This is a genomic window from Falsiroseomonas ponticola (genome assembly GCF_016805305.1).
GTDB classification, from domain to species: Bacteria; Pseudomonadota; Alphaproteobacteria; order Acetobacterales; family Acetobacteraceae; genus Falsiroseomonas; species Falsiroseomonas ponticola.
Map to the genome: position 1 here is coordinate 49,217 of NZ_JAERQN010000008.1, position 22,944 is coordinate 72,160.

A 22,944-nucleotide genomic window follows, 5' to 3' on the forward strand; every position below is an offset into this window, starting at 1 on the left:
CACCGGGAGGGCCTGCCGATGAACTGGAACGCGCTGCAGAACGCCGCCAAGGCCAAGGGCACGCTGGTCTTCGCCATGAACCAGGCGCAGACGCCCGCCATGACGGAGCCCGGGCCCTGGGGCACCTCCACCGACGGCTACTGCATCGGCCTCGCCGCCACCTGGATCTCGCTGCAATACCAGGGGAAGAACTTCCCCTTCGACGGCACCCGCGCCTGCGACAACCCGCCCTGGCAATCCACCATGGCGCAGACGCTGTCGGATACGACGAACGCGGCGAAGTGGCTGGACTACTGGACGGCCGCCTCCGGCCCCTTCCAGATGACGCTGTCGGACGGGCTGCGCGCCACGCGCGCCACCATGCTGACCGGCGCCTTCATCCATTCCATCGCGGCCAAGGCCTATGGCTGCTACGGCATCACCGTGACGGGCACGGGCGGCACCCATGCGGTGGCGGTGCGCCACGGCCGCGACAACCGCTTCCACTTCTTCGATGCGAATAACGGGCATTTCGTGGTGCGGGACCACACGCTGATCGCCGCCTTCCTGGACAAGTACTGGCAGGACAGCGGCTACGCGGCCAATTTCCTTGAATCGACCGCCGCCATCGTCGGCATCCGCCCGCCCATCAGCTGACCGGCCGGGCATGAAAAAAGGCCGGGGCCTCGCGGCACCCGGCCCTTCGCAGGGTGGCCTGGCTCAGGCCGCGTCTTCCCGGCGGTCCCGCGCCTTCACATAGGCGACGGCGGCGTGCTGGGTGCAGTAGGGCTTCCCGGGCGTCGCCTCGGCCGTGCAGAAGCGGAAATCGGCCGTCCCGGGCTCCCCGATCGGCCAGCAGCAGGAACGGGCGGACCCCAGGCGCGGGAAGGCCCGCACCACGGCCGTCGGCGCGGCGGGGGCCGTCATCGGCGTGGCCGGCGCGGGCGCCGCGGCCGGCGCCATCGGCGCCGCGCTCGGGGCCAGGGTGCTGCGCGGGGCGGGGCTGGCGGGGCGCGCGGTGCGGATGGCGGGGGCGGCGGGCTTCTCGGCCACCGCCTCGCGGCGGATGGGGCTCGGCCGGGCCGGCAGGTTCAGCCGATGCGCCTTGCCCACGACGGCATTCTTCGAGACGCCCATGCGGCGCCCGATCTCAGCCGTCGAATGGCCTTCCGCCCACAGCGCCCGTAGCCGCTCGATCGCTTCCGCAGACCAATCCATCGCCGTCTCCCGCTACCCCGGACACAAGATAAGGTAGTCCAACGCGGGGTGCGGCCACAAGTTGTGGAGTGGTCAACGGCGCATGAATCCTGTGGACAGAGCGGGACGAATCTCCCGCCCTGCCCTCAGCCTGGGCAGAATCTCAGAACAAAAGCCCCTTTCTTAGCAAGCCATGAACCCCCTTCTCGCCGTTCACGGTTTGCGTCACCCGGAAATCCACCGCCAGGCTGCAAAGCTGGTAGGCATCGGCGGCGGAGACGTTCATCCGCGCCACGATGAAGGCGATCATCTCGCGCAGCGCCTGCTTCATCGCGAGGTCGAGGTCCTCATGCAGGCCCATGGAGACGTAGTGGGTCTTCGTCTCCGCCTTCGGGAACTTCAGCACGGGGTCCTTGGCGCCGCCGCCCTTCTCCAGCGTCAGGCGGAAATGGCCGGTCAGGCACATCTCCAGCGCGTTGATGCAGACCTCGCCATCGCCCTGCACGCCATGGCCGTCACCGGCCGAGAAATTGGCGCCCGCCACATGCACGGGCAGCCACAGCGTGGTGCCCGCCGTCAGCTCCTTGTTGTCCAGGTTGCCGCCATGCGCGCGCGGCTCCTTCGTGCTGATCGTCCCCCATTCCGGCGGCGGCGCCACGCCCATCACGCCGAAGAAGGGGCTGAGCGGCAGCGTCACGCCGGGGCCGACCGGCACCTTGCCGGTCATCGTCGCCTTGTCCACCGGGATGTGCAGCATGCGATGATAGGGGAAATCCTCCGGCAGCGTGCCGCCGAGCGGGCGGAACCCGCAGAAGCCCCAGTCGCAGCCGAGGTCGATGCGCTCGATATCGATGCGGAGCGCATCGCCGGGCTCCGCCCCCGCCACCGCCACCGGGCCGGTCAGGATATGCGGGCCAAGCCGCGGCGGCTTGCTGGCATGGATGGCGGCGAGTGCGGCCGGCGGCACCAGGCCGGAGGAAGCGGGGGGCATCACCTCCGGCGCGCCGGAGACGCATTCGAGGACCACGAGGTCCCCCGACTGCACCGTCGCCACCGGGGCGAAGCTGGCATCGAAGGCGCCCCAGCGGATGGTTTCCGGCTTGGCGGGTACGCAATGGGTTTCGGGCATGGACGGACCTCTGGCGGTGTCGGCCCCCGCACTTCCCACCGCGCAGCCCCGCCGGTCAATCCGGGGTCGGGCGCGGTTTCACGGGGGCAGGCCCGCTCCTGCCCAAGCCGCGGGCAACCTGGCCCTCAATGCGCCCCGAAGGTGAAGCGGATGCGGCGCTGGTCGCCGGGGCAGACGCGGCCGAGCCGCCGGTATTCCTCCGGCGTGTCGATCTGCGCGTGCTGCGCGGCGCGCGCCTGGCGCAGCCGCTCCAGCACCGGCTCCACCGCCGCGGCCAGCTGGTCCTGCAGCATCAGCGCGGCGGCGCCGACATCGGGCGCCCGCGCCTCCGCCCGCGCCGCCCAGGCGCGCGCCACGCCGCGCAGCCCCTCCGCCGCGTCGCGCAGCGTGCGGCGGTTCACCTCGGCATGGCGGCGCTCATGGGCCAGCACCTCCCCGGCCAGGCAGCCGCCGCGCGGAATCTCCCGCGCCAGGCGGATGATGTGCTCGGCATGCAGCAGCGTCAGCCGGATCCCGGACGGCACGGCGCAGACTTGGCCGCCCGCCGCGGCGCCGCTACGCACCGTGATCTCGCTCCGCCATTCGACGCGCGACAGCGTGAGGCCCAGGTGATGCAGCGGCGGGCCGACCTCCGCCTCCTCCCCATCCGCGATCCGGCGCAGCTGCCAGGCGGGCAGCGGCGGCAGCACGCGCGGCTCCGGGTCGGAGAGGCTGACATTGAGGGCGGGCGTGCCCCGCGGCGGACAGGCCGGCTGCGCCAGGGCGGCCCCGGCCGACAGCAGCAGGATCGCCGCGGAAAGGGCCAGCAGCAGGTTCAGAGCCAGCCCTTCCGCTTGAAATAGAGGATGGGCAGCGCGGCGGAGAAGACCATCAGCAGCAGCGCGGCCGGATAGCCGAAGGTCCATTCCAGCTCCGGCATGCGCTGGAAGTTCATGCCGTAGATGCTGGCGATCAGCGTCGGCGGCATCAGCGCGACGGAGGCGACCGTGAAGGTCTTGATGATCGCGTTCTGCTCGACGTTCAGGATGCCGAGCACCGCGTCCAGCAGGAAGTTCGCCTTGCTGTTGAGGAAGGCGGCGTGGTCCACCAGGCTGCGCACGTCCCGCACCAGGGTCTTCAGCAGGCTCTGGTTCTCCTTCCGCACCGCCGTCGCCTTCTCGGCGCCCACGAAGGACAGGATGCGCGTCAGGCCGAGCAGCGTCTCGTTCGCGCGTGTCGTCACCTCCCCGACCTGTCCCAGCGTGATCAGCGCCTCGCGCAGGTCATGGTCGCGCGTCGTCGCCTTCACCTTGCTGCGCGCGGAGCGGAAGGAGGCGGAGGAGGCGCGGTCCATGTCGCTGCCGACCCGTTCCAGGATATCGGCCAGGCGATCCACGATCTGCTCGAACAGGTGCAGCATCACCGCATCGGGCGTCGCCAGCAGGCCGGGCGTGCGCTGGCAGCGCAGCGCGAAGACGCTGAAGGCCTTGGGCGTCGCGTAGCGCACCGTCACCAGCGCGCTGTTGGACAGCACGAAGGTGATGGGGGTGGATCCGTACTCGCCCCCCTCCACGCCGTAGAGGAAATTGGCGGTGAGGAAGAGGGCATCATCCTCCCGGTAGAGGCGCGAGGAGCTTTCGATCTCCTGCATCTCCTCCCGCGTCGGAATCTCGAGCTTCAGCGCGTCCTTGACCGCGCGCCCTTCCTCCGGCGTCGGGTTCAGCAGGTCGATCCAAATCGCGCCGGCCAGGTCGGGAAGCGGCAGGATGCCGTCCCGGAGCGTGAGGCGGCCATCCGCGACGGTGTAGGTCGTCATCATGTCGCGCACTCCCGCCCGGGGCTCGCGGCATCTAGCGCGCCCGGGCGGGGGATGTCACCCGGGCGGATGCTGCGTTGCGACAGAGGGCGTCAGGACGTGGCCGGAAGGCCGCACAGCCGCGCCACGGCGGGGAAGTCCGCCGCTTCGGGGTGGCGCCCGGCGGGACGGGTCCCATCGGCCGGGCGCACCAGCTGGCAGGTGGCCAGGCCGCTCGCCGCCGCGGCATCCAGCTCCTCCGCCACGTCGGACAGGAACAGGATCGCCGCGGGCGGGGTCCCGAGCGCCGCCGCGATGGCGGCATAGGACGCGGCCTCCCGCTTGTGGCCGACCCGCGTGTCGAAGAAGCCGCTGAACAGCGGCAGCAGGTCGCCGGCCTCGCTATGGCCGAAGAGCAGCTTCTGCGCCGCGACGGAGCCGGAGGAATAGACCGCGAGCGCCACGCCCGCCGCGTGCCAGGCCTGCAGGCAGGGCGCGACATCCGGCCAGAGATGCCCGCGCAGCCGCCCGTCCCGGAAGCCCGCCTCCCAGATCATCCCCTGCAGGGTCTTGAGCGGCGTGGCCTTCACGTCGTCCGCCATCCAGCCGCGCAGCGTCGCCACCGGATCGGGGCCCGGCACCTCGGCCAGGATCGCCGCGACCTCCGGGTCATCGCGCCGGGCCTCGAGGAAGCCGGCCAGCGCCCCCTCCGCGAAGGGGAACAGCGTCTCCTTCACGAAGGCGATGGCGCTGGTCGTGCCCTCGATATCCGTCAGGACCGTCGAGATCATGGCAGGCGGCCCGCGTCGCGGGCCGAGGCCGCGAATGCGGCCCGCGCAGGACCCGGCAGCGCAACCGGGCGCACCGGTCGCCTGCGCGAAAGCCAAGTGCGCGGAGCGCGCGCCGGCGTCTGAGGCATCAGATCGTCTTGGCCGGGAAACGCTCCGCCATGTCCGTGCCCGTGTAGTGCGGCGTCCAGCCGGTGGTGTCGGTGAAGACGCGCACCACGGCGAAGTTCGGGTTCTCGCCCGCGTCGAACCAGTGCTTGCTGTTCGCGGGCACGCTGATCAGGTCGCCCGGGCCGCAATGCGCGTCGAAGACCTGCCCGTCCATGTGCAGCACGAAATTGCCGGTGCCGGCGTGGAAGAAGCGCACCTCGTCCTCGGTATGCGTGTGCTCCGACAGGAACTTGGCGCGCAGCGCGTCCTTCATCGGGTGGTCGGGCGTCAGCTTGATGACATCGGCCGTGCCCGCGCCCGTGCTGGCCAGGAAGGCATCCAGGTGCGGGCGATAGGCGGCCAGGATGGCATCGGCATCGGCATCGTCGGGCAGGTCGGCCCGCGGCCACTGCTCGAACCGCACGCCGATCGCCTTGAGCTTCGCGGCGATCTCGCCGGGGTCCTCGGTGGCCAGGACCTGGCTGTTGGACGAGGCGTCCCAGATGGTCAGGCGGCTCATCGCATCCTCCTTTCCTGCATCTCGCAGGCCAGCATGAATTCCAGGGCTTCGAGGCGCGCCAGCGCCCCCGGCATGTCGGCGGCCCAGACATAGGACCCATGGCCGCGGATCAAGTAGCCCGGCGGAGGCTCTGCCATGCCATCCCACAGCAGGTCCAGGCCCCGCTGCATGCGGGGAATATCCTGGTCGTTCTCCACCACCGGGACAGTGATTTCCGCCTCATGCGTCGGCAATCCGGGGAAGGCCTTCAGCAGCTCATAGCCCGCAAGCCGGATGCCCTCCCCCTCCGCCGCCCGGGACATGACGGTGTTGGCGATGGAATGGCCGTGCAGCACGGCGCCGGCTTCGGGGAACTTCCGGTAGATGCCGCAGTGCAGGAGCGTCTCGGCGGAGGAGCGTTTGCCCGCCGTCAGCGGCCGCCCGTCGATGTCCACCACCATGACATCGCCGGACCTGAGAAAGCCCTTGTGGCGGCCGGAGACGGTGACGGCCAGCGTGCGCGCATCCAGCCGGATGGAGAAGTTGCCCGCCGTCGCCGGCACCAGCCCCTGGCGGTCCAGGCGGCGGCCGACCTCGATGATGGCGACCTCGACATGGTCAGGGATCACGCCAGGCATTCCTCGGCAAGCTGCGGCGCTGGCAGAACACCACCGCCGCGCCGATGGCAAGGCCCGCGCCATCCGCGGCGGCGCGCTACCCCCGACATGCGTCGCGCCGGCCCCGGAGACGGGGTCGGCGCGCGGCCCCGTCACAACGGGGCGTTTCCATGCGGGGCCGGCACGGGGCAGGCCGCCGGCAGCGCCCTCCGCGCCCGCAACCGCGATGCGGCGCCGCCCTGTCAGGCGGCGGGGGCGCGGGGCCGCCTGGTCAGGCGGCGGGGGCGCGGGGCCGCCTGGTCAGGCGGCGGGGCGGGACGGGTTGGCGGCCGGCGCGGCGCCGGTCGTCTGGGCGCCCGGCGCGGCGATGGAGCCGGCGGGCTGCGCCGGCGTCTGCGCCGCGGGGTCGGCCGCCATGGAGGCGTCCTTCACCTCGTCCTCCTTCATGTTCTGCTTGAAGGACTTGATGCCCTTGGCCAGGTCGCCCATCAGGCCGCTGATCTTGCCGCTGCCGAACAGCAGCAGGATGACCAGCAGCACCACGAGCCAGTGCCAGATGCTGAAGGAACCCATCGTGACGCCTCGATCCCAAAGGGGCCCGCTTCCAGGGTGAACCCCTGGGGCGGACCGGACAATTTCCAGGCGCGAGACTAGAGCGCGTCCCCGCCCGGCGCAAACCGACACATGGCGCGTCCGTCATCTGGAGACAACGGGGGGGCGGCCATTTTGCCGCCGCCCCTGGACACGGGTCGTTAGCGTTTTGCTGCCAGCCTGCCCCCAGGCGGGGGGCCGAACCGGCGCAGGCTGATTCTGCCCGTTTTGTGGATTAGGGATTGCGCAGGCGTAATTCAGTGGCTATGGGGGCGCCGATCCGGGCCCCTCTGGCGTCCAGGCGCGTGCCACATGGCCGCGCGCCTGCCGCGATGTCGGATCGTCAGAGAGACCAAGCACGACCCGGCCCGGATCGTGTCCGCGCCGGGACACCCCAACCATGCCCTGCCGTCCGCCCCAAGGGGCAGGCGCGGGCGCCCGGAGCGAACGACCATGGAATTCCTTGTGGCCGAATGGATCGGCAAGCCGGTCTGGATGTGGCTGGGCTTCTTCGCCATCGTCTTCACCCTGCTCGCCTTCGACCTCGGCGTGCTGCACAAGGAAGACAAGGAGATGGGCATCGCGGAAAGCCTCTGGCTCTCCGCCTTCTACATCACCTTCGCGATGATCTATGGCGGCGCCATCTGGTGGGCCTATGACGCCGGCTACATCACGACCGAGGACGGCAGCCATGCCGGCCTGACCTACTTCACCGGCTTCTTCATCGAGAAGGCGCTGTCGATCGACAACGTCTTCGTCATCAGCCTGATCTTCGGCTTCTTCGCCATCCCGCGGAAGTACCAGTACCGCGCCCTGGTCTGGGGCATCATCGCGGTCATCGTGCTGCGCGGCATCATGATCGGCATCGGCGCCGCGCTGGTGCAGGAATACAGCTGGATCCTCTACGTCTTCGGCGCCTTCCTGATCGCCACCGGCATCAAGATGCTGGTGGTGCCGGAAGGCGACCAGGACGTCTCGAAGAACCCCGTCGTGCGCTTCCTGAAGAAGCGGATGCGCGTGACGGACGAGCTGCATGGCGAGAAGTTCTTCATCCGCGCGCCGGACCCCAAGACCGGCAAGGTGGTCGCCTGGGCCACGCCGCTGTTCCTCGCCCTCGTCGTCATCAACATCGCCGACCTGGTCTTCGCGGTGGACAGCGTGCCGGCGATCTTCGCCATCACCACGGATACCTTCGTGGTCTACACAGCGAACATCATGGCCATCCTCGGCCTGCGCGCCCTCTACTTCGCGCTGGCCGCCATGGTGCACCGCTTCCACTACCTGAAGTACGCGCTGGCCATGGTGCTGGTCTTCATCGGCGCCAAGATCTTCTGGAACCAGATCTTCGGGAAGGTGGACCCGGCCATCTCGCTCGGCGTCACCCTGGCGCTGATCGCGGGCGGCGTCTTCTACAGCCTGTGGAAGACCCGCAACGACCCGCCGGGCGAAGCGACGGCCTGACACGCGCCCGCCCGTCAGGGCGCAGGCGGAACGGGGGGCTGGCCGGCAGCGATGCCGGCCAGCCCTTTTTCATGCCGCCCGCCCGCCAGCCAGCCCGTCCCTGGGCGGAAGGCCGGCGGCCTTAAGCGAATAATCACCGGGCCCGCCCTATCCCCTCCCGCCTGGGAAGGCGCTGCGAGCAAGGACGGCCCCATGAGTGACGCGATCGACACCGCGGCGGATGCCGATGCCGCGCCCCCGCCCCCCGATGCCTTCGCCCCCGGCCTCTTCGACTGGCTCCTGGCCGCGGCGCCGGCGGCGATCGACGCCCTGCCCTACGGCGTCGTCACCCTCTCCCCCGATGGGCAGGTGCTGCATTACGGCGCCACCGAATCGCGCCTCAGCGGCCTCAGCCAGGACCGCGTGCTGGGGCGGGACTTCTTCGGCACCGTCGCCCCCTGCATGAACAACTTCCTCGTCGCCCACCGCTACGCGACGGAGCCGGAGCTCGACGCCGTGGTGGACTACGTCCTCACGCTGCGGATGGCGCCCTGCAAGGTGAAGCTCCGCCTGCTGCGGCGCGCGGCGGCGCCGCGCATGTACCTCGTCATCGAAAGGCGGGTCTGACATGGCGGCACCGACCGCCGCCGGCGACCCCAGCTACGAGACGCTGATCGAGTTCCTCTACCTGGTGCCGATCGGAATCGTGAAGTTCGGCCCGGACGGCGCCATCGCCATGGCCAACCCGGCGGCGGCGTCGCTGCTGATGCCGCTGGCCCCGCAGGGCGACATGACCAGCATCTTCACCCTGCTGGCCGCCGCCGCGCCGGATCTGCGCCACCATGTGCAGCGCTTCGCCGAACCGGCCGGGCGGATCCTGGACCAGGTGACGGTCAGCCTGGAAAAGCCCCGCGTCACGCTGATGCTCGACATCAGCAAGATCAACGCCGACACCTTCATGGCGGTGGTGCAGAACGTCAGCGAGCTGACGGAGGCGCGGCGGGAGGTGATGCGCCGCACCGAGGCGCAGCGCATGCTCGCCTCCGTCTTCATGCATCTCAGCACGCCGGTCGTGGTGGTGCGGCAGGACGGCTTCATCCTGCTGGCCAATGCCGCCTTCCAGAAGGCCATGGGCTACGACACCGGCAACCTCCAGGGCCTGCACCTCGACGCGCTGCTGCCGCCCGATCCCGCCGGCGCCGTCAAGGCGGCGCGGCTGCAGCAGGCGGTGGACGGCAAGCCCTTCCAGATGGAGATCACCGCCATCGCCCGCGACGGCACGCGCTTCCAGGCCGTGAAGCACGCCGCCATCCTGAACGGCGCCAGCGACCGCCAGCTGCGCGTCATCACCCTGCTGCCGGTCTGCGGCAGCCGGCGCGGCGGCCCCGAAGCCGCCGTGGCCCAGGTGCGCACCATCAGCCTGCACCGCTACCGCGACGCGCTGCCGGATGACTGGCCCCGCATCGCCCAGCGCGCGGCGACCCTGGTGGAGGACGCGGTGCGCCCGCTGCTCGGCCCGGCCGATATCCTGAAGCGCGGCCGCGACGACAGCTTCATCGTCTGGTTCGCCGATGACGACGAACCCCGGCACAACGCGGCCCTGGTTCGCGCCGCCCAGGCCATCAGGCGCGTCTTCGTCACCGAATTCGGCCGCCGCGTCGCCCAGGCCATCGCCACCGGCATCGCGGCCTGAGGCGCCAGGCGCCGCCGCTCAGCTATCCGGCCGCACGCCAAGCCGGCGGATCAGCCCGCCCCAGCGCTCGATCTCCGCCTTCTGCAGCGCGGCGAAATCGGCCGGGCTGCTGCCCACCGGCTCGAACCCCGCGGCTTCCAGCACCCGGCGCTGCTCCGGGTTCTGCAGCGCCACGCGGGCTTCCGTGGCCAGGCGGGCGATGCGGTCGGGGGCCATCCCCGCCGGGCCGAACAGCCCGATCCAGGCCACCACCGGCTCCCCGGGCGCGCCGGCCTCCCGCAGGGTCGGCACCTCCGGCAGTTGCGGGATGCGGGTGGGGCCGGTGACGGCCAGCGCCCGCAGCGTCCCCTCCCGCACCTGGCCCGCCACGCCGGCCAGCGGTGCCATGAAGACCTGGATGCGCCCCGCCACCAGGTCCAGCACCGCCTGGGCGACGCCGCGGTAGGAGACATGCACCGCCTGGAACCGCTCCGCCGCCGCCAGATCCTCCGTCGCCAGGTGGGACAGCGTGCCGGGGCCGGTGGAGCCGTAGTTCAGCACGCCCGGATTGGCGCGGGCATGGTCGAACAGCTCGCGCACCGTCCGCGCGGGGACGGAGGGATGCACCACCAGCACGAAGGGCAGCCGCGCGAGCAGGGAGATCGGGGCGAGGTCCACGGCCGGATCGTAGCCGAGCGCCGGGTTCAGCACCTTGGCCGTGCTGCCCGGCCCGCCGATGGTCACGCCGATGGTGTGGCCATCCGTCGCCCGCGCCACCGCCTCCGTCCCGATCGCCCCGCCGCCGCCCGCGCGGTTGTCCACGACGAAGGGCTGGCCGAAGGCGGTCGCGAAATGGCCGGTGACGGCGCGCGCCGCCATGTCCGGCGTCGATCCCCCGGGGAAGGCGACGATGACGCGCACCGGCCGGTCCGGCCAGGCGGGCTGGGCCGCGGACCATCGCGGCGCGGCGGCAAGGGCGGCGGTGGTGGCGACCAGGCCACGGCGGGTCAGGCGCATGCGGAATCCTCCCAGGACGTTGCGCCGGAGAATGCCTTGCCACGCCTCCGCTGTCAGCGCCCCGCCGGGAAGCGGCGCTATCGACCCGCCATCGCCATCCGCGAATGCACGAAGCCGCGCGCCGGGAAGGCGGTGGTGCCAAGGTCGTTGATCCGGGGATACCAGACGCGCACCAGCGACCAGTCATTGCGCGGGGAGACATCGACCACGCGCTGGTCGGTCGCGATGCGGCCCCGCGCGGCGCCGGACGCCCAATTGGCGTGGTCCACCAGCACCTCCCGGCTGTTCAGCACGCGGGAGACGACGGCGACATGCCCCGACGGCATGCGCGCGGTGCGGTTGATGACGAGCACGCTGCCCGCCTGCGGCGCCCGCCCCCGTTCATACCGCCCGGCCGCCGCGTCCCACCATTGCCAGGCATCGCCCGCCAGGCTGATGCCCGACCGCGCGCGGGCATAGGGCACGCAGGAGATCGGCTCGCCCAGCTCCGCCCGGTGTGGCGCCGGCGCGCCCGTCGCCGGGCCGGCCTGGCGGGAGGACCCGCAGGCCGCCAGGCCGAGCAGCAGCAGCATGGCAAGGACGGCGCGCATGCGCTTGTTCTAGCGCCGCAATCACGGCGGCGCCACGGCGAAGCGCGCTACGCCGCCCGCGCCGCCGGCACCGCCCGCATCCGCCCGCCCGGCAGCGCGCCCGGGATGGCGGCGGCATAGTCGGCGGCCTCCAGCAGCCTCGCCCAGTCGATCCCCGTGCCGACCCCCATGCGGCGCATCAGCCAGGCCACGTCCTCCGTCGCCACATTGCCCGTCGCCCCCGGCGCGAAGGGGCAGCCGCCGAGGCCGCCCGCCGCGCTGTCGATCACCCGGCACCCGGCCTCCCACGCCGCCGCGCAATTGGCGACGCCCATGCCGTAGGTGTCATGCCCGTGGAAGGCCATGCGCGGCTTGCCATCCGCGCCAGGCCAGGACCGGATCGCATGGTCGAAGACGCGCCCCACCTGGTCCGGCGCCGCATTGCCGGTGGTGTCGCAGATCGCGATCTCGATGGTGGGGTCGAGCGCCACGACGCGCTCCACCCAGTCCAGCGCGTCATGCTCCGGCACCACGCCCTCGAAGGGGCAATGGAAGGCGCAGGAGAGGTTGAATCGCACCTTCATGCCGGACGCCACCGCGTCCCGCACGATGCCTGACAGATCGAGAAAACTCTCCTCCCGCGTGCGGTTCACATTGGCCTTGTTGTGGCTTTCCGTCACCGACATGAAGACGCCGACGCGATGCGCCCCCGCGTCCCGCGCCATCTCGAACCCCTTCCGGTTCGGCGCGAGCACCGTGCTCTCCAGCCCCGGCAGGGCGAGCGCCGCCTTCAGCACGGCCGCGGTATCCGCCATCTGCGGCACGGCCTTCGGGTTGACGAAGCTGCCCACCTCCATCCGCCGCAGCCCCGCGGCATGGAGCTTCCGCACCAGTTCGATCTTCGTCTCCGTCGCCACGAAGGGGCCGATGGATTGCAGCCCGTCGCGCGGCGCGACCTCGGAAATCACGGCATCCATGGCGTCATTCCTCTCCCAGCAATTCGCGGAACACATGGTCGTTGTGGGCGCCCGCTTCAGGTCCCGTCCAGCGCACCATCTCCCGCGGCTCAATGCCATCGAAGCGGAAGGGGGCCGCGGGGTGCAGCAGCGTCGCGCCGATCACCGGGTCCTTGACCTCCATCACCGTCTGCCGCGCGCGGAAATGCGGGTCCTCCGCGCAGTCGCGCATGTCGAAAAGGCGGGAGCACGGCACATCCACCGCCTCCAGCCTCTCCTGCGCCTCCGCCGCCGGCAGGGTGCGCGTCCATTCGCCGATCGCGGCATCCAGTTCCGGCGCATGCGCGCAGCGGCCGCGATTATCGGCCATGCGCGGATCGTCGCGCAGGTCCTCCCGCCCGATCAGCGTCATCAGCCGGTGGTAGATCAGGTCCGAATTGCCCGCGACGCAGAGCCACTTCCCATCCGCGCAGAGATAGGTGTTGGTCGGCGCCGCCGTCAGGATCGCCGATCCCGCGGGCTGCCGGATCGCCCCCGTCAGCCCGTATTCCGGCAGCATCCCCTCCATCAGGCTGAACACGGAGGAGACGAGATCGACATCGATCACCCGCCCCCTCGCCGCCGGGTCGCCCTTCACCCCCCAGCAGGCGGAAGCGACGGCCAGCGCCGCGTACATCCCCGCCAGGTCGTCGCTGATGGAAACGCCGCAGCGCGGCGGCGCATGCTCCGTCACCCCCGGCGTCGCCGTCAGGTGGCGAAGCCCGCCCATCGCCTCCCCGATCGCGCCGAAGGCCGGCTTGTCGCGATAGGGCCCGTCCTGCCCATAGCCGGAGACGCGGGCGATGATCAGCCGCGGATTCGCCTGGTGCAGCGCCTCCGGCCCCAGCCCGATGCGCTCCAGGTAGCCGGGCCGGAAATTCTCCACCAGCGCATCGGCGCGGGCACACAGCTTCCGCAGCCGCTCCCGCCCCTCCGGCTTCTTCAGGTCGAGCGTGACGGAGAGCTTGTTGCGCCCATGGATGCTGAACCAGACGGGATGGCCATTGTGCCGGCTGCCCCAGCCGCGGATCGGGTCGCCCTCCGGCGGCTCCACCTTGATGACCTCGGCACCCAGGTCGGCCAGCAGCCGGGTCGCGAAGGGCCCGGCGATGTAGTGGCCGAGTTCCACCACCTTCAGCCCCTTGAGCGGCAGGTTCCGCGGCGTCGTCATGCTCTGTCCCGTCCCGGCGTCGTCCCCGCCTCCCTTACCCCAAAGCGCGCGCATCGCCAGCCGGGGCCTCCTCACGCGGATTCGATGGCGGAAGCCGAAAAGTTGGCCCCCCGGAAAGGATCGGGAAACCACGCCGCGCGATAACACCCTCGGGTTGCCGATCTTCGCAGCCCGTCTCTCCCTCCCGGGTGCCGGCCACTTCCCCCCGATCTCGCCGGCACCCTCCAACTGGGCCGGGGCTTCCCCTGGAAGCTCCGGCCGATTTTTTTCAGCCGCCCCGGCCCCGCCACGCCACCAGCAGCGCCGCCGCCGACAGCACCAGGCCCGCGCCGAAGACCGCCGCATGGCTCTCCGCCGTGGCCGCGAAAAGCCCCGCCAGCGCGAAGGCCGTGCCGGCCTGGGCGATGGCATAGCCCGCCGTGGCCCGGACCCAGACGACGGAGGCCTGCACCCCCGCCACCTCCCGCGCCGCCACCAGCGTCACCGCCGTGGCGCCGACCCCCGCAAAGCCCCCCAGCGGCGCCGCCAGCAGCAGCGCCCCCCACCACGGCACCAGCGCGGCCGACAGCGCCGCCACCTGCACCACCATCCAGGCCGGCAGGGCCCGCCGCCCGCCGATCCGCCCCGCGATCCGCCCGCCGAGCAAGGTGCCCGCCACCGCCCCCGCGCCGAACAGCACCCAGACCAGGCTGCCCGACGTCACCGCCATGCCCCGGCCCCGCACCGCCAGGTCCGCCAGATAGACCATCGGCGCCACCATCCCGGCGCCGGACAGCCCATAGGCCAGCAGCAGCCGCACCGCGCGCGGCACCGATTCCCCCGGCCCCGGCGCCGGCACCGCGGCTGGGTCCGGCCACCACGGGCGCACCGCCAGCCAGATCGCCAGCACCGCGACCGCCAGGCCGAGCCACGCCACCGCCAGCCCGCCCCCCAGCAGGGCCGGGACCAGCAGCCCCGCCAGCATCACCCCCGTGCCCGCCCCGGCCATGACCATGCCGCCAGCGAGCCCCCGCGCCTCCGCCGGCACGCTCGCCTGGACGGAAGGGCCGGACAGCGCCATCAGGAACCCGCCCGCCACGCCCGCCAGCCCCCGCCACAGGCAGAACCAGGCCAGCCCCCCCTGCAGCGCACAGGCGGCGAAGGACAGCGCCGCCAGCGCCATGCCGGCATCCAGCGCCCGCGGCACGCCGACGCGCCGCGCCAGCCGCCGCCCCGCCATGACGCCACCCAGGTAGCCCGCCAGGTTGGCGGCGCCGAGCAAGCCGCCGCCCCCGCCATCCACCCAGCCGGCCGCCACCATCGCCGGGAACAGCGGCACATAGGCGAAGCGGGCCAGGCCGATGCTGGCGCAGATCGCCCCCCAGCCCGCCACCGCCGGCCGCCACCAGCTCATCGAAACGGGTGCGCCCTATCCCCCCTGGGCGCGGGCCGCGCGCAAGGCCCGGCGCAGCTTCGCGATGCCGGTCCGGATATGGCCGCTGTCGCACAGCCGCAGCCCCTCCGCCGCCAGCGCCATGGCCTGCTGGTCCGCCCCCTGCTGCGCGGAAAGCCGGGCGGCGAGGAAGCCGCAATACTCCGGGCTGTCGGTGGTGACGCGCAGCGGCTGGTCCGCGATGGCGGGGGCAGCCAGGGCGACACCGAAGAGGAGGGAGGGCAACCGCATGCCCGGATCATCGCAAACCGCACCCGGACATGGCGGTGGCCTTCCCGTGAAAGTGCCGTCATCCGGCACGCCGCCGGCGCAACGACCATGCGCCCGCGCCTCATCCCGCCGGCAGGCGCAGCCGGACGGTCAGCCCCGGCGGCTGGCGCCCGCGCACCGTATCCTCCAGCACCACCTCCCCGCCATGCAGCGCCACCACCGCCCGCACCAGCGACAGGCCAAGCCCCGAGCCCGGCGTGTTGCGGGAGGTATCGGCCCGGAAGAACCGCTCCCCGGCCCGCGCCCGGTCCTCCGGCGCCAGGCCCGGCCCGTCATCCGCCACCGCGATCTCGACCGATCCCTCCAGCACCTGCGCCGACAGCGCCACGCGCCCGCCATCCGGCGTGAACTTCAAGGCATTGTCGAGCAGGTTGGCCACGGCCTGCAGCAGCAGGTCGCGGTCCCCCACCAGGTTCAGCGCCTCCGGCAGGTCCACCGCCAGCACCTGCTCCCGCGCCTCCGCCGCCGCGCCATACAGGTCGGCCGCATCCGCCAGCGTCGGCGCCATGTCCACCGGCGCGAAGGCGGCGCGGCGGGCGCCCGCCTCCACCTCCGCGATGCGCAGCACCGCCTTGAAGACGCGCGCGATGCCATCGAGATCCGCGATCCCCTGCTCCACCGCGGCGCGCAGCGCCTCCTCATCCGCCGCGTCGCCCAGCGCCTCCTCCAGCTTCGCCCGCGCGCGGGCGATGGGGGTGCGAAGGTCATGCGCGATGGCGTCGGACACGCCGCGCACGCCCTCCATCAGCGTGGCGATGCGATCCAGCATGGCGTTCATCGTCATGCCGAGCCGGTCGAATTCGTCCTGCCGTTCGGAAAGCGGCACGCGGCGGGAGAGGTCGCCAGCCGCGATCGCCGCCGCCGTGCCATAGACCGGCATCAGCCGCCGCTCCAGCGACCGCCGCAGCAGCCAGGCCCCCAGCAGCGCGATGGCGGCGGAGGAGGAGGCCGCCCAGGCGATGCCCTCGCTCAGCAGGCCGCGCAGCCGCAGCTTCTCCGCCACGTCGCGCCCGACCAGCAGCCGGAGCTGCCCCGCCAGCTCCACCCGCAGCATCCGCGCCTCGCTCTCCGTCCCGTCGCGCAGCAGCGGCATGCGGATCCAGGCGGCATCGGCCTCGGCCTCCGCCGGCCAGACCGCGAGGTTGCCCGCCAGCACGCGGCGATCGGGGGAGAGCAGCAGGTAGAGGCTCTCATTCTGCACATCGAGCGCGAGGCGATCCTCGATGGCCGCGACCAGGCCGGTCAGCCCCGCATCCCGCTGCCGTTCCACCAGCGCGGTGGCATCGGCGCGGATCGCCGCATCCGTCTGCCGGTCCAGCGCGCCGGCGGTGTTCCACCACAGCACCACCGCGGCCGCGGTGGCGGCGGCGGCGAACATGGCGGTGAACAGCAGCGCGAAGCGGCCCGAGGCGCTGCGCAGCAGGCCGATCAGCGGCAGGTTGGCCGGCGACGTATTCGGCATCACGCCATCCCCGGCCGCATCCGCGCCTTGCGGCGCTTCAGGCTTCGGCCCGGATCATGTAGCCGGCGTTGCGCACCGTGTGGATCAGCGGCTTGTCGAAGCCCTTGTCCAGCTTGTGCCGCAGGCGGCTGACATGCACGTCGATGACGTTGGTCTGCGGGTCGAAATGATAGTCCCAGACCTTCTCCAGCAGCATGGTGCGCGTCACCACCTGGCCGGCATGGCGCATCAGGTGCTCCAGCAGCCGGAATTCCCGCGGCTGCACATCCACCTTCCGCCCGCCCCGCGTCACGGTGCGCGACAGCAGGTCGAGCTCGAGGTCCGCCACCTTCAGCCGCGTGGTCGGCACCTCCGCCGCCGGGCGGCGGCCCAGCGCCTCCACCCGCGCCAGCAGCTCGGCGAAGGCGAAGGGCTTCGTCAGGTAGTCGTCGCCGCCGGCCTTCAGCCCCTTCACCCGTTCATCGACGGCGTTGAGGGCGGAGAGGAACAGCACGGGCGTCCGGTTGCCCTGGCCGCGCAGCGTCTCCACCAGGCGCACGCCATCCACGCCGCCGGGCAGCATGCGGTCGAGCACCAGCACGTCGAAGCTTTCGGAGGCCGCCATGAACAGCCCGTCCCGGCCATTCGGCGCATGCTCCACCGTATGCCCCGCCTCCTGCAGCCCCTTCTTCACGAAGCGGGCCACCTCGGCGTCGTCCTCCACCAGAAGGATTCTCATGCCGTTCGCACCAATCCAGAGAGATTGCGGACAGTAATCCTGGGGCGGCCCAGCGGCAACGCCCCCGAAAGCAAGAGCTTACAGGACGCTGTCACCCCGTCTTGGAACGTCGCGGCGGGGCCGGCGCGGCGGCGGGCGCCGGCATCGGCGGCAGCACCAGGTCCCGCAGCCCCGCGCCCAGATGCGCCGCGGGCTCCGAGGGCGGGGCCACGCGCCGGCGCGTCTCCTCCGCCTGCACGCAATCCCGCGTGCGCTCCCGGATCCCCAGCACCGGCCCGCCCTGGACAAGGGATTGCAGCAGGCAATCGTCGAAGACCGTCAGCTCGAACCCCGCCCCGCAGCCGAAGGAGGACCGGTCCGGCCGCGCCGCCGTCAGCACCACCCGGTTGTCCCGCGCCATGGTCCCGGTGGCGAAGTCGCCGGTGTAGCAGCCGGACGCCACCACCAGCGTCGGCGCATTCCCGCAGCCGAGCTGCAGCACCTTGTCCAGCAGGTTGGGCGTCAGCACCTGGTTCCCCGGTACGAAGACCAGCCCCGCATTCTGCGCGCCATGCATGGTCAGGAACACCAGGCACCCCTCCCCCGCCGCCGGGCGCAGGCCCTGGATCGCCTCGATCGCCTGCATCAGCCCGCCGGGCCGGGCGCCGGAGGCTGCCTCCTGCGGCCGGGCGGACAGCCGCGTCACCTGGCCGGGCACGGTGATGCCCGCGGCCGTCAGCCGCTCCGCCATCGCGCGCGCCGCATTGTCCCAGACGGGCAGGGAGGGATCGCCCGCCACCAGCACCGCGCGCCAGCGGATGCCGGGCTGCTGCGCGGCGGCGGGCAGGCTCAGCGTGACCAGCGCGGCCAGGGCGGCAAGCAGGCGGGGGATTCTCATGCGGCACCTCTCATCCCGGCGACGATAGCCTGCCAGGGCCCGGGGGCTCGTTCAAATCCGTCGTCAGCCGCGCAGCGGCGGCAGGCGCAGGTCGCGGATCGCCGGGCCGAGATGCAGCACCGGCTCCGAGGGCGGCGCCAGGCCGCGGCGCCGTTCCTCCGCCTGCACGCAGCCCGTGGTGCTGCCCCAGACCGCCGGCACCGGCCCGCCCGCCGCCAGGGCGCGCAGCAGGCAATCGTCGAAGACCGTCAGCTCGAACCCCGCGTCACAGCCGAAGGAGGGCCGGTCCGGTCGCGCCGCCGTCATCACCACGCGGTTCGCCCGCGCCATCGTCCCCTCCGCGAAGCGCCCGCTGTAACACCCGGAGGCGACGACCATCGTCGGCGCATCGCCACACCCCTCCACCAGCGCGGCGTCCAGCGCCGCCGGCGCCAATTCCTGCCCCCCGGGCTGGAACACCAGCGTGCCGGAAGGCGATCCATGCATGGTGAGGAAGACGAGGCAGCCCTCGCCGGGGCCCGGGCGCAGCTGCCGGATCGCCGCGAGTGTTGCGTCATGGCCGCCCCGGCGCGCGCCGCTCGCCTGCCCGTCGCGCCGCACCGTCAGCCGCGTCACGTGCCCGGGCACGCCGGCATCGGCGGCCGATAGCCCGGCGGCCAGCCGCCGCGTCGCATTGTCCCAGACCGGCAGGGTCGGGTTGCCGGCGACCAGCACCGCCCGCCACTTCGTCGCCGCCAGCGCCGAGGCCTCATGCACCGGCCCGGCATAGGGTGGGGGCGGCGGCGCGGCGCAGGCCGCCACCAGCAGGACGGCAAGCAGAGGGGCGAATCGACGCACGGCACGCACTCCGATCGCCGCCGGGCTGCGCTACCCCTGGGGCTGGGCCGGCCGCCTTCCGACCTGCACGGGCAACTCGCTCGGCCGCCCCTCCCGCAGGATGGACAGCCGCACGGTCTGCCCCGGCGCGATGGCGGCGATGCCGCGCACCAGGGCGCGGGAAGTCTCCACCTTGTCGCCATTGATCGCAACGACCTGGTCGCCGGGCCGCAGCCCCGCCCGTGCCGCCGGGCTGCCGCGCTCCACCCCCGCCACCAGCACGCCCCGTGGCGCGGCCGGCGCCGCCGGGCCCCGGCGCGGCCCATCCTCCGGCCCGCCCACATCCTGCACCGACACGCCGAGCCAGCCGCGCTCCACCCGCCCGCTGCTGCGCAGCTGGTCGATCACGCCCCGCGCCAGGTCGGAGGGCACCGCGAAGCCGATGCCGGCGGAGGCGCCGGAGGGCGAGTAGATCGCCGTGTTGATGCCGATCACCTCGCCCGCCGTGTTGAACAGCGGCCCGCCGGAATTGCCCGGGTTGATCGGCGCATCGGTCTGGATGAAGTCGTCGAAGGGCCCCGCCCCGATCTCCCGCCCCCGGGCGGAGACGATGCCGGAGGTGATGGACCCCCCGAGGCCGAAGGGATTGCCCGCCGCCAGCACCCAGTTGCCCACCCGCAGCGAGGCCGAGCTGCCCCAGGGCACGGCAGGCAGCGCGCCCCGCGCTTCCACCCGCAGCAGCGCCAGATCCGTCAGATCATCCACCCCCACCAGCCGCGCCTGGTATTCCTGCCCGTTCTGCAGCGCGACGACGACGCGCGTGGCATTGCCGATCACGTGGTTGTTGGTGACCACCAGGCCGGAGGGATCGATGATGAAGCCCGACCCGGCGCCGGAGACCGGCTGGCCGCGGCCGCGGAACCGGTCGCGGAAATAGCGCTCGAAGGGCGTGCCGCGCAGCTCGGGCGGGATCTCCCCCCGCTGTTCGGAGGTGACGGCGATGTTCACCACCGCCGGCAGCACGCGCTCCGCCAGGTCCGCGAAATCGGGCAGCGAGGCCAGCCCGCCCCGCTGGGCCCGTGCCGGCGGGGCGGCGCAGCCGACGACGGGAACCAGGACAAGGCCGGCCAGGGCACGACGGCTGAGACGCTGTGACATGCGGGCTCCGGGATCAGGGGCAACCAGGGCGGATATAGTCCGTTCGGCCCCGCACGCCATGCTGGCAAAGCCGGGTCTTCGATTCACGCGGGGTGCCGCGGCGGCGGGGGCGCCGCGGCCCAGGGCTCCTCCGGCCAGGGATGCTTCGGATAGCGGCCGCGCATGTCCTTGCGCACATCCGCCCAGCCGCCGCGCCAGAAGCCCGCGAGATCCGCCGTCACCGCCACCGGCCGCCCGGCCGGGGACAGCAGCGCGACATTCAGCTTCACGCGGCCCTCCGCCAGCGGGCGGAGCGAGGCGACGCCGAACAGGTGCTGCGCCCGCGCCTCCAGCGTCGGCGTTTCCCGGTCATAGTCGATGGCGGCGCTGCGGCCCGCCGGCAGGTCGAGCCGCGCGGGCAGCGCCGAATCCAGCCGCCGGGCCTGCGCATGCGGGACCATGCCCCGCAGGATGGCGAGCAGGTCCAGCCCCTTGGCCTCGCTGAGCTTCGTGCGGCCATGCAGGTGCGGCGCCAGCCACGCCGCCGCCGTCGCCGCCAGCGCGGCATCCGACAGGTCCGGCCATTCGCCCGGCTCCACCTTCGCCATCCAGCCGATGCGCGCGCGCCACTGCTTCGCGGCCTCCGTCCAGTCGAGGTCCCGGAACCCCCGCTCCGCGATGGCGGCGGCCAGCGCCTTCGCCACGGTTTCCGCATCCGGGCTCGCGAGGATGTGTTCCTCCAGCACCAGCGGCCCGAAGGTCAGGCGGCGCCGGGCCAGCACGGCACCGGCGCGGGCGTCGAAGGCCGCCTCCTCCCGCCACCGCAGCCGGTCGGGGAAGCGCGCCTCCAGCGCCGCGCGATCGAGTGGCGCCGCCATGCGGATGCGCGCCTCCGTGCCCTGGAGTTCGAGGTCCGCCACCGCCAGCAGCGGCGCCTTGCCCAGCCGATCCGTCGCCGGCAGCCGCGCCCCCTGGCCGGAGGCCAGGCGGAACGCGCCCTCCATCGTGCCGCGCCGGGCCGCGATCCGGTCCGGAAACCCCGCCGCCAGCAGCGGCCCGGCCTCCCCCCCCGGCAGGGCATTGCCGTGCAGGCGAAGCCGCCGCCGGTGCAGCGCCGCGGCGCGGGCGATGCGGTGGATGGTGGCGCGGTCCGCATCCCGATGGTCGCCGCCATGCAGCAATTCGAGGCGGAGGTTGATGTCCGCCGGCGCCTCCCGCCCCCTTATGGGGTCGCGCTCCTCCAGCAGCGCGGCGAGGTCCGCGGCCAGCGCCTTCTCCCCTTCGTCAGCCGCGGCCAGCAGCATGCGGGCGAGCCGCGGGTGGGTGCCCATGCGCGCCATGGCGCGGCCCATGGCGGTGATGCGCCCTTCCTCGTCGACCGCGTCGAGGTCCCGCAGCAGCGCCCGCCCCGCCGCCAGCGCGCCCGCCGGCGGCGGGTCCGGGAAGGAAAGCTGCGCCGGCTCCGCCCCCCAGGCCGCGCAATCCAGCGCCAGGCCCGACAGCTCCGCCTCCAGGATCTCCGGCCGGTCCTGCAGCGGCAGGCCGCGATGCAGCGCCTCCGTCCAGAGCCGGATCGCGACGCCGGGCGCCGTGCGCCCCGCGCGCCCCGCCCGCTGGTCCGCCGCCGCGCGGCTGATCCGCGTGGTGACGAGCCGCGCGAGGCCCGAGGCCGGGTCGAGCCGCGGCGTCCGCCGGAACCCCCCATCCACCACGATCCGCACCCCCGGCACGGTCAGCGAGGTCTCGGCGATCGAGGTCGCCAGCACCACCTTGCGGCGGTCGGAGGGGTTGAGCGCCCGGTCCTGCTCCGCCGGCGGCATCTCCCCATGCAGGGGCAGCACCTCCGCCGCGATGCCGGAAAGCCGCTCCGCCGTGCGGCGGATCTCCCCCCAGCCCGGCAGGAAGGCCAGCACGTCGCCGGGGTGGTCCGCCAGCGCGCCCCGGATCGCGCTCGCCATCGCCTCCGGCAGGTCGCGCGGGTCCTGGAAATCCCGCATCCGGTGCTCGACCGTGACGGGGAAGGCGCGGCCCAGGCTCTCCACCACGGGGCAATCGCCCAGCAGCGCCGCGAAGCGCCCGACATCGAGCGTCGCGGACATCGCCAGCAGCCGCAGTTCCGGGCGGAGTTCGCGCTGCAGATCGAGGCAGAAGGCCAGCGCCAGGTCGGTGTCGAGGTTCCGCTCATGCGCCTCGTCGAACAGCACCGCGGCCACGCCATCGAGGCCCGGGTCCGATTGCAGGCGCCGCACCAGCAGCCCCTCCGTCACCACCTCCACCCGCGTGCGGTCGGAGACCAGCCGGTCCAGCCGGGTCGCGAGCCCGATGGTCCCGCCGGGCTGGCCTTCCCCCACCAGGTCCGCCATGCGGCGCGCGGCGGCGCGGGCGGCGACGCGGCGGGGCTCCAGCACCAGGATCTTCGCCCCCTCCGCCCAGGGCTCCGCCATCAGCGCGATCGGCACCAGCGTCGTCTTGCCAGCGCCGGGGGGCGCCACGAGCACGGCGTTGCTGCCGGCGCGCAGCGCCTCGGCCAGGCGGGGCAGGGCCTCGGTGACGGGGAGATCGGCCAAGGGGGGCTTGGGCTTGGTCATGGCGGCGTGGCGTAACGCCCCGCGAAACAGATGTCACATGCCATGAAACGCACGAA

General features: G+C 72.8%; 24 protein-coding genes. 4 read left to right on the forward strand and 20 right to left on the reverse strand.

The window, feature by feature from the left end:
• Nucleotides 1-18: 18 nt before the first annotated feature.
• Nucleotides 19-636 (forward strand): YopT-type cysteine protease domain-containing protein, encoded by a 618-nt coding sequence (locus JJI54_RS21200; RefSeq protein WP_203075065.1) that lies wholly within the window; start codon nucleotides 19-21, stop codon nucleotides 634-636.
• A gap of 63 nt (nucleotides 637-699) precedes the next feature.
• Here the strand turns inward: JJI54_RS21200 and JJI54_RS21205 are convergent, their stop codons facing one another.
• The 8 genes from JJI54_RS21205 to JJI54_RS21240 form a co-directional block, all read right to left on the reverse strand.
• The gene (locus tag JJI54_RS21205) at nucleotides 700-1,197 is read right to left on the reverse strand and encodes a GcrA family cell cycle regulator (RefSeq protein WP_203075066.1); all 498 of its coding nucleotides are present in this window, start codon (nucleotides 1,195-1,197) and stop codon (nucleotides 700-702) included.
• A gap of 142 nt (nucleotides 1,198-1,339) precedes the next feature.
• Nucleotides 1,340-2,305, reverse strand: a complete 966-nt coding sequence (locus JJI54_RS21210) for an acetamidase/formamidase family protein (protein ID WP_203075067.1) — start codon at nucleotides 2,303-2,305, stop codon at nucleotides 1,340-1,342.
• A 125-nt stretch (nucleotides 2,306-2,430) separates the two neighbouring features.
• Nucleotides 2,431-3,210, reverse strand: a complete 780-nt coding sequence (locus tag JJI54_RS21215) for a hypothetical protein (protein WP_203075068.1) — start codon at nucleotides 3,208-3,210, stop codon at nucleotides 2,431-2,433.
• Nucleotides 3,120-4,103, reverse strand: coding sequence for a magnesium/cobalt transporter CorA (gene corA / locus JJI54_RS21220; protein ID WP_203075069.1), 984 nt, complete (start codon nucleotides 4,101-4,103; stop codon nucleotides 3,120-3,122). The genes JJI54_RS21215 and corA overlap by 91 nt, the downstream gene beginning before the upstream one ends.
• A gap of 89 nt (nucleotides 4,104-4,192) precedes the next feature.
• Nucleotides 4,193-4,870 carry an acireductone synthase gene (gene mtnC, locus JJI54_RS21225; protein WP_203075070.1) on the reverse strand — a complete coding sequence of 226 codons (678 nt, stop codon included), beginning with the start codon at nucleotides 4,868-4,870 and terminating at the stop codon, nucleotides 4,193-4,195.
• A gap of 127 nt (nucleotides 4,871-4,997) precedes the next feature.
• A complete protein-coding gene (locus tag JJI54_RS21230; RefSeq protein WP_203075071.1) occupies nucleotides 4,998-5,537 on the reverse strand; it encodes a 1,2-dihydroxy-3-keto-5-methylthiopentene dioxygenase in 540 nt (179 codons plus the stop codon).
• Nucleotides 5,534-6,154, reverse strand: coding sequence for a methylthioribulose 1-phosphate dehydratase (locus JJI54_RS21235; protein WP_203075072.1), 621 nt, complete (start codon nucleotides 6,152-6,154; stop codon nucleotides 5,534-5,536). The genes JJI54_RS21230 and JJI54_RS21235 overlap by 4 nt, the downstream gene beginning before the upstream one ends.
• Before the next feature lie 279 nt (nucleotides 6,155-6,433).
• Entirely contained in the window at nucleotides 6,434-6,706 is a 273-nt protein-coding gene (locus tag JJI54_RS21240) for a twin-arginine translocase TatA/TatE family subunit (RefSeq protein ID WP_203075073.1), read from the reverse strand.
• Between the two features lie 471 nt (nucleotides 6,707-7,177).
• Here JJI54_RS21240 and JJI54_RS21245 point away from each other — a divergent pair, with 471 nt between their 5' ends.
• From JJI54_RS21245 to JJI54_RS21255, 3 genes are all read left to right on the forward strand, one after another.
• Entirely contained in the window at nucleotides 7,178-8,185 is a 1,008-nt protein-coding gene (locus tag JJI54_RS21245) for a TerC family protein (RefSeq protein ID WP_203075074.1), read from the forward strand.
• Between the two features lie 192 nt (nucleotides 8,186-8,377).
• Complete coding sequence (locus JJI54_RS21250; RefSeq protein WP_203075075.1) at nucleotides 8,378-8,791, forward strand: hypothetical protein; 414 nt, start codon at nucleotides 8,378-8,380, stop codon at nucleotides 8,789-8,791.
• A gap of 1 nt (nucleotide 8,792) precedes the next feature.
• On the forward strand, nucleotides 8,793-9,857 hold the full coding sequence (locus JJI54_RS21255) for a PAS domain-containing protein (protein WP_203075076.1): 1,065 nt from the start codon (nucleotides 8,793-8,795) through the stop codon (nucleotides 9,855-9,857).
• A gap of 18 nt (nucleotides 9,858-9,875) precedes the next feature.
• Here JJI54_RS21255 and JJI54_RS21260 read toward each other — a convergent pair whose 3' ends face one another.
• From JJI54_RS21260 to hrpB, 12 genes are all read right to left on the reverse strand, one after another.
• On the reverse strand, nucleotides 9,876-10,853 hold the full coding sequence (locus tag JJI54_RS21260) for a Bug family tripartite tricarboxylate transporter substrate binding protein (protein ID WP_203075077.1): 978 nt from the start codon (nucleotides 10,851-10,853) through the stop codon (nucleotides 9,876-9,878).
• 77 nt (nucleotides 10,854-10,930) lie between these two features.
• The gene (locus JJI54_RS21265) at nucleotides 10,931-11,443 is read right to left on the reverse strand and encodes a CHAP domain-containing protein (protein ID WP_203075078.1); all 513 of its coding nucleotides are present in this window, start codon (nucleotides 11,441-11,443) and stop codon (nucleotides 10,931-10,933) included.
• Nucleotides 11,444-11,490: 47 nt separating this feature from the next.
• Nucleotides 11,491-12,399: a hydroxymethylglutaryl-CoA lyase gene (locus tag JJI54_RS21270; protein ID WP_203075079.1), complete on the reverse strand. Its 909-nt coding sequence runs from the start codon at nucleotides 12,397-12,399 to the stop codon at nucleotides 11,491-11,493.
• Between the two features lie 4 nt (nucleotides 12,400-12,403).
• Nucleotides 12,404-13,588, reverse strand: a complete 1,185-nt coding sequence (locus JJI54_RS21275) for a CaiB/BaiF CoA transferase family protein (RefSeq protein WP_203075080.1) — start codon at nucleotides 13,586-13,588, stop codon at nucleotides 12,404-12,406.
• Between the two features lie 268 nt (nucleotides 13,589-13,856).
• Nucleotides 13,857-14,981: a YbfB/YjiJ family MFS transporter gene (locus JJI54_RS21280; RefSeq protein ID WP_203075081.1), complete on the reverse strand. Its 1,125-nt coding sequence runs from the start codon at nucleotides 14,979-14,981 to the stop codon at nucleotides 13,857-13,859.
• A 15-nt stretch (nucleotides 14,982-14,996) separates the two neighbouring features.
• Nucleotides 14,997-15,251 carry a hypothetical protein gene (locus JJI54_RS21285; protein WP_203075082.1) on the reverse strand — a complete coding sequence of 85 codons (255 nt, stop codon included), beginning with the start codon at nucleotides 15,249-15,251 and terminating at the stop codon, nucleotides 14,997-14,999.
• Between the two features lie 100 nt (nucleotides 15,252-15,351).
• Nucleotides 15,352-16,752 carry a sensor histidine kinase gene (locus tag JJI54_RS21290; protein WP_203075083.1) on the reverse strand — a complete coding sequence of 467 codons (1,401 nt, stop codon included), beginning with the start codon at nucleotides 16,750-16,752 and terminating at the stop codon, nucleotides 15,352-15,354.
• A 37-nt stretch (nucleotides 16,753-16,789) separates the two neighbouring features.
• Nucleotides 16,790-17,470 carry a winged helix-turn-helix domain-containing protein gene (locus tag JJI54_RS21295; protein ID WP_092955877.1) on the reverse strand — a complete coding sequence of 227 codons (681 nt, stop codon included), beginning with the start codon at nucleotides 17,468-17,470 and terminating at the stop codon, nucleotides 16,790-16,792.
• A 91-nt stretch (nucleotides 17,471-17,561) separates the two neighbouring features.
• Nucleotides 17,562-18,347 (reverse strand): C13 family peptidase, encoded by a 786-nt coding sequence (locus JJI54_RS21300; protein ID WP_203075084.1) that lies wholly within the window; start codon nucleotides 18,345-18,347, stop codon nucleotides 17,562-17,564.
• A 63-nt stretch (nucleotides 18,348-18,410) separates the two neighbouring features.
• Nucleotides 18,411-19,184, reverse strand: coding sequence for a C13 family peptidase (locus tag JJI54_RS21305; RefSeq protein WP_203075085.1), 774 nt, complete (start codon nucleotides 19,182-19,184; stop codon nucleotides 18,411-18,413).
• A 30-nt stretch (nucleotides 19,185-19,214) separates the two neighbouring features.
• Complete coding sequence (locus JJI54_RS21310) at nucleotides 19,215-20,321, reverse strand: trypsin-like peptidase domain-containing protein (protein ID WP_203075086.1); 1,107 nt, start codon at nucleotides 20,319-20,321, stop codon at nucleotides 19,215-19,217.
• An 83-nt stretch (nucleotides 20,322-20,404) separates the two neighbouring features.
• Complete coding sequence (gene hrpB, locus JJI54_RS21315; RefSeq protein WP_203075087.1) at nucleotides 20,405-22,888, reverse strand: ATP-dependent helicase HrpB; 2,484 nt, start codon at nucleotides 22,886-22,888, stop codon at nucleotides 20,405-20,407.
• Nucleotides 22,889-22,944 lie beyond the last annotated feature (56 nt).

Excerpts from the sequence above, each read along its gene's own strand:
- JJI54_RS21200 (WP_203075065.1), top strand. The coding sequence starts at position 19 with ATGAACTGGAACGCGCTGCAGAACGCCGCCAAGGCCAAGGGCACGCTG.
- JJI54_RS21205 (WP_203075066.1), bottom strand. The coding sequence starts at position 1,197 with ATGGATTGGTCTGCGGAAGCGATCGAGCGGCTACGGGCGCTGTGGGCG.
- JJI54_RS21210 (WP_203075067.1), bottom strand. The coding sequence starts at position 2,305 with ATGCCCGAAACCCATTGCGTACCCGCCAAGCCGGAAACCATCCGCTGG.
- JJI54_RS21215 (WP_203075068.1), bottom strand. The coding sequence starts at position 3,210 with ATGGACCTTCGGCTATCCGGCCGCGCTGCTGCTGATGGTCTTCTCCGC.
- corA (WP_203075069.1), bottom strand. The coding sequence starts at position 4,103 with ATGATGACGACCTACACCGTCGCGGATGGCCGCCTCACGCTCCGGGAC.
- mtnC (WP_203075070.1), bottom strand. The coding sequence starts at position 4,870 with ATGATCTCGACGGTCCTGACGGATATCGAGGGCACGACCAGCGCCATC.
- JJI54_RS21230 (WP_203075071.1), bottom strand. The coding sequence starts at position 5,537 with ATGAGCCGCCTGACCATCTGGGACGCCTCGTCCAACAGCCAGGTCCTG.
- JJI54_RS21235 (WP_203075072.1), bottom strand. The coding sequence starts at position 6,154 with ATGCCTGGCGTGATCCCTGACCATGTCGAGGTCGCCATCATCGAGGTC.
- JJI54_RS21240 (WP_203075073.1), bottom strand. The coding sequence starts at position 6,706 with ATGGGTTCCTTCAGCATCTGGCACTGGCTCGTGGTGCTGCTGGTCATC.
- JJI54_RS21245 (WP_203075074.1), top strand. The coding sequence starts at position 7,178 with ATGGAATTCCTTGTGGCCGAATGGATCGGCAAGCCGGTCTGGATGTGG.
- JJI54_RS21250 (WP_203075075.1), top strand. The coding sequence starts at position 8,378 with ATGAGTGACGCGATCGACACCGCGGCGGATGCCGATGCCGCGCCCCCG.
- JJI54_RS21255 (WP_203075076.1), top strand. The coding sequence starts at position 8,793 with ATGGCGGCACCGACCGCCGCCGGCGACCCCAGCTACGAGACGCTGATC.
- JJI54_RS21260 (WP_203075077.1), bottom strand. The coding sequence starts at position 10,853 with ATGCGCCTGACCCGCCGTGGCCTGGTCGCCACCACCGCCGCCCTTGCC.
- JJI54_RS21265 (WP_203075078.1), bottom strand. The coding sequence starts at position 11,443 with ATGCGCGCCGTCCTTGCCATGCTGCTGCTGCTCGGCCTGGCGGCCTGC.
- JJI54_RS21270 (WP_203075079.1), bottom strand. The coding sequence starts at position 12,399 with ATGGATGCCGTGATTTCCGAGGTCGCGCCGCGCGACGGGCTGCAATCC.
- JJI54_RS21275 (WP_203075080.1), bottom strand. The coding sequence starts at position 13,588 with ATGACGACGCCGCGGAACCTGCCGCTCAAGGGGCTGAAGGTGGTGGAA.
- JJI54_RS21280 (WP_203075081.1), bottom strand. The coding sequence starts at position 14,981 with ATGAGCTGGTGGCGGCCGGCGGTGGCGGGCTGGGGGGCGATCTGCGCC.
- JJI54_RS21285 (WP_203075082.1), bottom strand. The coding sequence starts at position 15,251 with ATGCGGTTGCCCTCCCTCCTCTTCGGTGTCGCCCTGGCTGCCCCCGCC.
- JJI54_RS21290 (WP_203075083.1), bottom strand. The coding sequence starts at position 16,752 with ATGCCGAATACGTCGCCGGCCAACCTGCCGCTGATCGGCCTGCTGCGC.
- JJI54_RS21295 (WP_092955877.1), bottom strand. The coding sequence starts at position 17,470 with ATGAGAATCCTTCTGGTGGAGGACGACGCCGAGGTGGCCCGCTTCGTG.
- JJI54_RS21300 (WP_203075084.1), bottom strand. The coding sequence starts at position 18,347 with ATGAGAATCCCCCGCCTGCTTGCCGCCCTGGCCGCGCTGGTCACGCTG.
- JJI54_RS21310 (WP_203075086.1), bottom strand. The coding sequence starts at position 20,321 with ATGTCACAGCGTCTCAGCCGTCGTGCCCTGGCCGGCCTTGTCCTGGTT.
- hrpB (WP_203075087.1), bottom strand. The coding sequence starts at position 22,888 with ATGACCAAGCCCAAGCCCCCCTTGGCCGATCTCCCCGTCACCGAGGCC.